Genomic DNA, 5,556 nt, shown 5'->3' on the forward strand with positions numbered 1-5,556 from the left:
CCCACCAACCACCGTCCATCCATGTCTTCGGGGGTCAGTCGATGCGACCGAGCTCCGCGAGGATGCGGAACACCTCGCCACGCGTGGTGTCCTTGGAGGGCACGTACACGGTCAGCTCGCGCCCGCCCTGGTTCTGGCCGGTGGCGACCACGCCGGGGAAGCCGTCGCCGTAGGCGGCGCTCATGTCCTCGTCGAACCGGGCGAACACGGGGATGCGCTCGTCGAGGAACTCGACGGTGGCCGCCTCCATCTGGCGGACGGCGCGCCCGCTGGGCAGGGTGAGGGGCTGCCAGTCGATCGGGTCATCCTGGTCGGGCCGGTGCTGGGTGAGGTCGGCGAGTGCGGAGAGCAGGTACGCGCCGGGGTTGGTGACCTTGGTGGTGACCTTGGCCATTAGGGCGTTGCCCTCGGGGCCGGTGATGCTCGCCCACGTGTCGGGGGTGATGCGGCTGGGGCGGCCGTCGTCGAGGTTGAGGAAAACGTCGAAGGTGCTCCCGGCGACGGTGATGGTGCCGGGGTAGGCGACGGTGTGGTCCTTGCCGTCGCGGGTGGTGGTGGTCCAGATGGAGGCGGAAGTCTGCACAGCTATCCCCTTGTGGGTATGCCTCGTAGCGCGACGGCGCGGTGCGCGGTCGGCGGGAGGTGAAGAAGGAAGGGGTCGGCGAAGGTCAGGGCCGACGCGGGACGCTGTTGGGCAGCGTCAGGAGCGCGTCAGGCGCTGGCGCGGTTGCTCTGCTCGGCGGCGCGCTCGGACTCCAGGTGCGCGATGACGTCGCTCTTCCAGGCCACGACGCGGTGGCCGGACTTGAAGAGGAACGGGGCGCGGCCCTGGTTGCGAAGCCAGCGCAGGGTGGCCTCGGGGAGTCGCATGAGGTCGGCGATCTCGGCGAACAGCAGGAGTTGGTCCTGGTCGCGGTTGGGGGAGATCACGGCGGGTTCGCCGGAATGCGGTTTGGTGACTCCGCTAGTCTGGGTACGCATACCCAACTCCAATCGTGCCCTGCCAGGCATTGGACGGTGTGCACTCGGGCCTCACGGTTGCCGCCGTGGGGCCCTGTCTTTTGTGCGGGTGGCTTGCCGACCACCCTGGTGGCCTCCTGTTGGGGACCACTGAGGAGACGTTACCACGGTTGTACTGATGTGGGTACACATGTTCATGGTGGCTTGTGTGCAAGTTGCTCATCAGAGTCGATCAGGCTCCGGCGCGCTCCGCTGTATGCCTCTCGATTCTGCAGGATTCCGCTGAAAGCTCCTCTGTTGGCATACTTGTACATCGTTGAGCACCGTGGGCTATGGTGGGTGGCGTAGGCATGGGGTAGCCGACCCCGGTCGTCCAAGAAGGAGGGTCTACGTCATGTCAATCAGTGCGCTGGTCAAGCAGCGTCGAGAGGCACTGAAGGTCAGCCAAGCCGATCTAGCATGGCTCGCCCGCGTCTCCCGGGGGACCATTGGCAACATCGAGCGTGGTGCGGTTGGGAGTGACAGCCGCAAACTCCCTACAGTCACACACGCCCTTGGGCTTGACTACCTCGACACGGTGCAGTCTGGGGAGGCGGTGGAACGTGTACCGCTCTTTGTTGCTCGGAGGATAATTCAGCTGATCCTTGAAGAACGGGATGGACTCAGGCGCACGCAGGGTGCGCGCAAAATCGCCCGACTGAACGCTGATGAATACCTTGAATTTGTAGAAATTTTCGAGGACGAAGACAGTGTTGCAGCCGACGGTGATGCCAAGGACCTCCTCGCTGATATTGCAGAGTTCGTAGTTCCGATGCTGGAGGATAAGTCTTCTGCCGACCGAAAGGTTTTGGACTGGTTCCATGACCTTGGTTGGTCGGAAGATGACTACGATGACTGGGAGGTTTTTTCGGCCCCTGGGGATAGGGCGATAGACGCTCCCATTGCGGAGTGGCTAGAAGAAGAACCTTCTAGCGATGATGACGAGCCCAACGTTGCTCTCCCTGTCGACAGTCCAGAGCGAAGCGAGAGCATGAAGGCCAAGGCTGAGGCCTTCGATAAGCTCCCAACCGACTTCAAGAAGGCTCTGCTCGAAGGCAGTGTGGCCGGGCACATCACTCGGAAGTACAAGGGTGGTATGGCCGGAGCCGTTTTTATGATCCCCCCTGCGGACGAGATTGACACGCAGCAGGTCCTGCTCTCCATGAACCGATGGTGGCAAGCGAACCACTGGATTCAGGGGGTGTACGGGAGACTTGAAACAAAGGGCTCTGCGGTAATCGATGATCCGTTGGCTATATTCGATGCGATCGAGGTGTCTATGATCACGCATGCAGAGCGTCCGGATATCCTAGATTACATTCGGGAAAAGTATCCGAATCGTATTGAAGAGCTTAGTTCTCGTTACCCTGAGATTGCGACGCTCACGTATGGAGGCGATGAAGATGGCTCGACCGAGTAACGGTCAGGTGGTCAAGCGGTGTGCGTGCCGCGACCCCCACACCAACAAGCAGCTCGGGGCGAAGTGCCCCCAGCTCTCCAAACGCGACCACGGGTCCTGGTGGGCGCGGTACACCGCACCGGCCGGAGAGGACGGCAAGCGCCGACGCCCGTGGATCGGCCCCTACGACACCAAGACCGAGGCCAACGCCGAACTGCGCAAGGCCGTCAACGAGGTCGAGGAACTCGGGTTCGTCCCCGACCGCACCGTCACCGTCGAGGCTTACCTGCGGTCGTGGCTCGAAGGCAAGAAGGGCCTCAAGCAGTCCACCCTCGACTCCTACACCGAGGCCTGCGAGCTCTACTACATCCCCGCGTTGGGGCACCTGAAGCTCACCGAGCTCCGCGACCACCACCTGTCGGCGCTGTACACGGCCATGGGGCAGATTAACAACCTGCCCGAGGGTGAGAAGCCCACGGAGATGCTGAGGCGGCTCCTCACCACGCGTGCGCTCGCTCCGAAGATCAAGCTCGCGGCGGGGGAGAAGGTCGGGCTCAAGCGCAAGCGGCCCCTGTCCGCGGCGCGCATCCGCCGAATCCACGCTGTGATCTCCTCGGCGCTGGGCACGGCGGTGAAGAAGAAGCTCATCACCGTGAACCCGTCCTCGTTCGTGGAGCTGCCGAAGGCGAAGAAGTCCCGGCCGCTGGTGTGGACGGCGGAGCGGGTGCGCCGCTGGCAGGAGAACGGGCACCGCCCCGGGCGGGTGATGGTGTGGACCCCGCAGCAGGCGGGCGTGTTCCTGGACTACGCCGAGTCGACGCACGAGCGGCTGTTCCCGCTCTTCCACCTGGTGATCACCCGGGGCCTGCGTCGTGGGGAGGTGGCGTCCGCGCTGTGGGTGGACACTGACCTTGACGAGGCGAAGACCATGAGCGTGCTCGCCGGACCGGACGAGGAGGACGAGGGGCCCAAGACCGAGAAGTCGGTCCGCACCTTCAGCCTCGACGAGGCGAACATCGCCCTGCTGCGCAAGTGGCGCGCGGTCCAGAACGCCGACCGCCTGGCGGCCGGTGAGGGCTGGGTCGACTCGGGGCTGATCTTCACCCGCACGGACGGGTCCGCGATTCGCGACGAGCACCTGAGCGAGCGCTTCGCGGCCGTCGCGAAGGCGGCAGGGCTGCCCCCGATCCGGTTCCACGACGCGCGCCACTGTGCGGCGAGCTTCGCTCTGGCGGCCGGGGTGGACATGAAGGTGGTGTCGGCGACGCTGGGGCACTCCCGGTACAGCTTCACTGCGGACACGTACACATCGGTGGTGCCGGAGGTCGCGGCGGCGGCTGCGGAGGCGACCACAGCGATCATTCCTCGTCGGTCACGGTTGGGCGCGGTGTGAGGCTGCGGCCAACCGTTTGGCCTCACGTTGGCCTCACGAGGCCTAGGATGGAACGACGAAGGGGCCCCACCCGATGGGCGGAACCCCTTCTCACCTGCGGAGGATCGGGGATTTGAACCCCGGATGGGCGTAAACCCAAACCGCATTAGCAGAGCGATGATTCAAGGTTTGGCTAGTGTTGAAACGTTCCCTCTGATGGCATTTAGTATGGCCAAGAGGGGTTCGGGCTGCCAGGGCATGTTGTCCTGTACTCCCTCATGCCGGATGGTTCTTGCCCACCTGTCACCAGCAACCCTGCCAGATGGCGGCACTCTCGCCTGTATTAAGCTAATGTCAATGCGATCCAACTATGCCACCAATGCGATGACGATGCCGCTCGCGTAGTCCCGGGTTCCCTGATTTCGCGGCGACGAGGTCTGCTACTCAACGTAGCCACCGAAGGTGAAGTTCAGGGGTTGCCTCAAGGTGACGGCTCCGCAGATGTACTCCTCTCCGCGCGCGCTATCGAACCGGTAGCGTTTCTATGGCTCTCTCGGTCGACTTGCATCCTTTTCCGGTTTTCTGACACGTTCTTGGGAAGAGGACCCTTCCTCTGTCGAAGACAGAGTGAAGCGAGGTGGGCCCTGGCTGAGGAAGACAAGACCAAGGAAGAGCCGAGAACCGATCTGTTCGTCCGCGGAACGACCAAGCTGGTGGTCTGCGGGGTCGCCGTCATCGCCGCTATCTTCTCCTACCGGCACGCATACGACCTGGTCACCGAGTGCGGAGAGGGTGGGGCCACGGCGATTATGATCCTCCTGGCGATCGACGGCCTGGTCTGCGCGGCGTCGATGGCCATCCTGCACTCGGCCAGAGTTGGGGTGAAAGCTACCCCTTGGCATGAATGCTGTTGTGGCCCGGGACTACGGCAATCTTGGCGGAGAATTTCGCTCACGGATGGCAGAACGGGCGCGTCGGATCCATTGTGGCCGCGTGGCCAACTGTTGCTTTGGTGGGGTGCTGTGGAACCCTTATATGGCTTGTGCGCACCAGCGGAAAATCTGACGTGGAAAAGCCCACAGAAACATTATATGTCGATCATCAGGTCATCACGGCGTGCAGGGAAAGTTTGCGTATTGGGAGTCCGCTCTCCGAGTGCGGGATCTCTGAGAAGTGCGGTAGGCCCCGGCGCTGTACTAGAGTGATCATCGAAATGTCAGAAGAACGAGAAGAAACCTGAAAATAAGAAGGTGGCAATAAGGTTGACTTATCCTTTTCTGTTCAGGTTGCTATGAGTTTTTGGCGCGTGTGCCGGTGTGGTCCGTTCTGGTACACGCACTGTTCTTTGTGAGTGTCGCTGTTGATAGCTGTACGGTCCGTCGGGCACGTTATGCGCCTCGTGGACCAGTTTGGTACACCGGTGGTACAGGCTGGTCCGGGCGTGCCACCCCTTGGTCGGCGGCCTTGGTCGTCCCTACTCAGCGCGTACGTGCCTGACGAACCACCGACCATGAGGGGTCCGTCCAGTGCAGCACGAGCCGCAGGCGGGTCACAGATCTAGTTCGCCCCAGGACCACGGCTGCGCGGGGGAGCCGTCGAGCTCACGGCCGTAGGGCAGCAGGGATGAAGGCAGCGTACGGAGTCGGCCAGCGTTCAAGCCCCTGTGCTCCCATACCGCTGCTGCTTCCTTCTGCCCCGTCCGGCGAAGCTCTTCCCAAAGCGCGGTTAGCCCTAGTCGGCTGCTGGGGTCGGCGTGGGTGGCGGGGTCGCGTTGCAGGAGAGTGGT

The 5,556-nt window shown here is 63.0% G+C and carries 5 protein-coding genes; 3 read left to right on the top strand and 2 right to left on the bottom strand.

The features are described 5' to 3' along the window. Positions 1-34 precede the first annotated feature (34 nt). Together DQW06_RS28020 and DQW06_RS28025 are read right to left on the bottom strand one after the other, a co-directional pair. A complete protein-coding gene (locus DQW06_RS28020; protein ID WP_117199606.1) occupies positions 35-583 on the bottom strand; it encodes a hypothetical protein in 549 nt (182 codons plus the stop codon). Positions 584-711: 128 nt separating this feature from the next. Further along, entirely contained in the window at positions 712-981 is a 270-nt protein-coding gene (locus DQW06_RS28025; RefSeq protein ID WP_157983641.1) for an AlpA family transcriptional regulator, read from the bottom strand. Positions 982-1,354: 373 nt separating this feature from the next. Between DQW06_RS28025 and DQW06_RS28030 the strand changes: the two genes are divergently transcribed. From DQW06_RS28030 to DQW06_RS28040, 3 genes are all read left to right on the top strand, one after another. Then, the gene (locus DQW06_RS28030) at positions 1,355-2,419 is read left to right on the top strand and encodes a helix-turn-helix transcriptional regulator (protein WP_117199608.1); all 1,065 of its coding nucleotides are present in this window, start codon (positions 1,355-1,357) and stop codon (positions 2,417-2,419) included. Then, entirely contained in the window at positions 2,403-3,791 is a 1,389-nt protein-coding gene (locus DQW06_RS28035; protein WP_198662575.1) for a site-specific integrase, read from the top strand. The genes DQW06_RS28030 and DQW06_RS28035 overlap by 17 nt, the downstream gene beginning before the upstream one ends. Before the next feature lie 692 nt (positions 3,792-4,483). Continuing rightward, on the top strand, positions 4,484-4,975 hold the full coding sequence (locus tag DQW06_RS28040) for a DUF2637 domain-containing protein (RefSeq protein WP_232833188.1): 492 nt from the start codon (positions 4,484-4,486) through the stop codon (positions 4,973-4,975). Positions 4,976-5,556: the final 581 nt, after the last annotated feature.

The organism is Nocardiopsis sp. TNDT3, assembly GCF_003427465.1.
Classification (GTDB): Bacteria; Actinomycetota; Actinomycetes; order Streptosporangiales; family Streptosporangiaceae; genus Nocardiopsis; species Nocardiopsis dassonvillei.

Coding starts and splice junctions, on each gene's coding strand:
- DQW06_RS28025 (WP_157983641.1), bottom strand. CDS start 981: ATGCGTACCCAGACTAGCGGAGTCACCAAACCGCATTCCGGCGAACCC.
- DQW06_RS28030 (WP_117199608.1), top strand. CDS start 1,355: ATGTCAATCAGTGCGCTGGTCAAGCAGCGTCGAGAGGCACTGAAGGTC.
- DQW06_RS28035 (WP_198662575.1), top strand. CDS start 2,403: ATGGCTCGACCGAGTAACGGTCAGGTGGTCAAGCGGTGTGCGTGCCGC.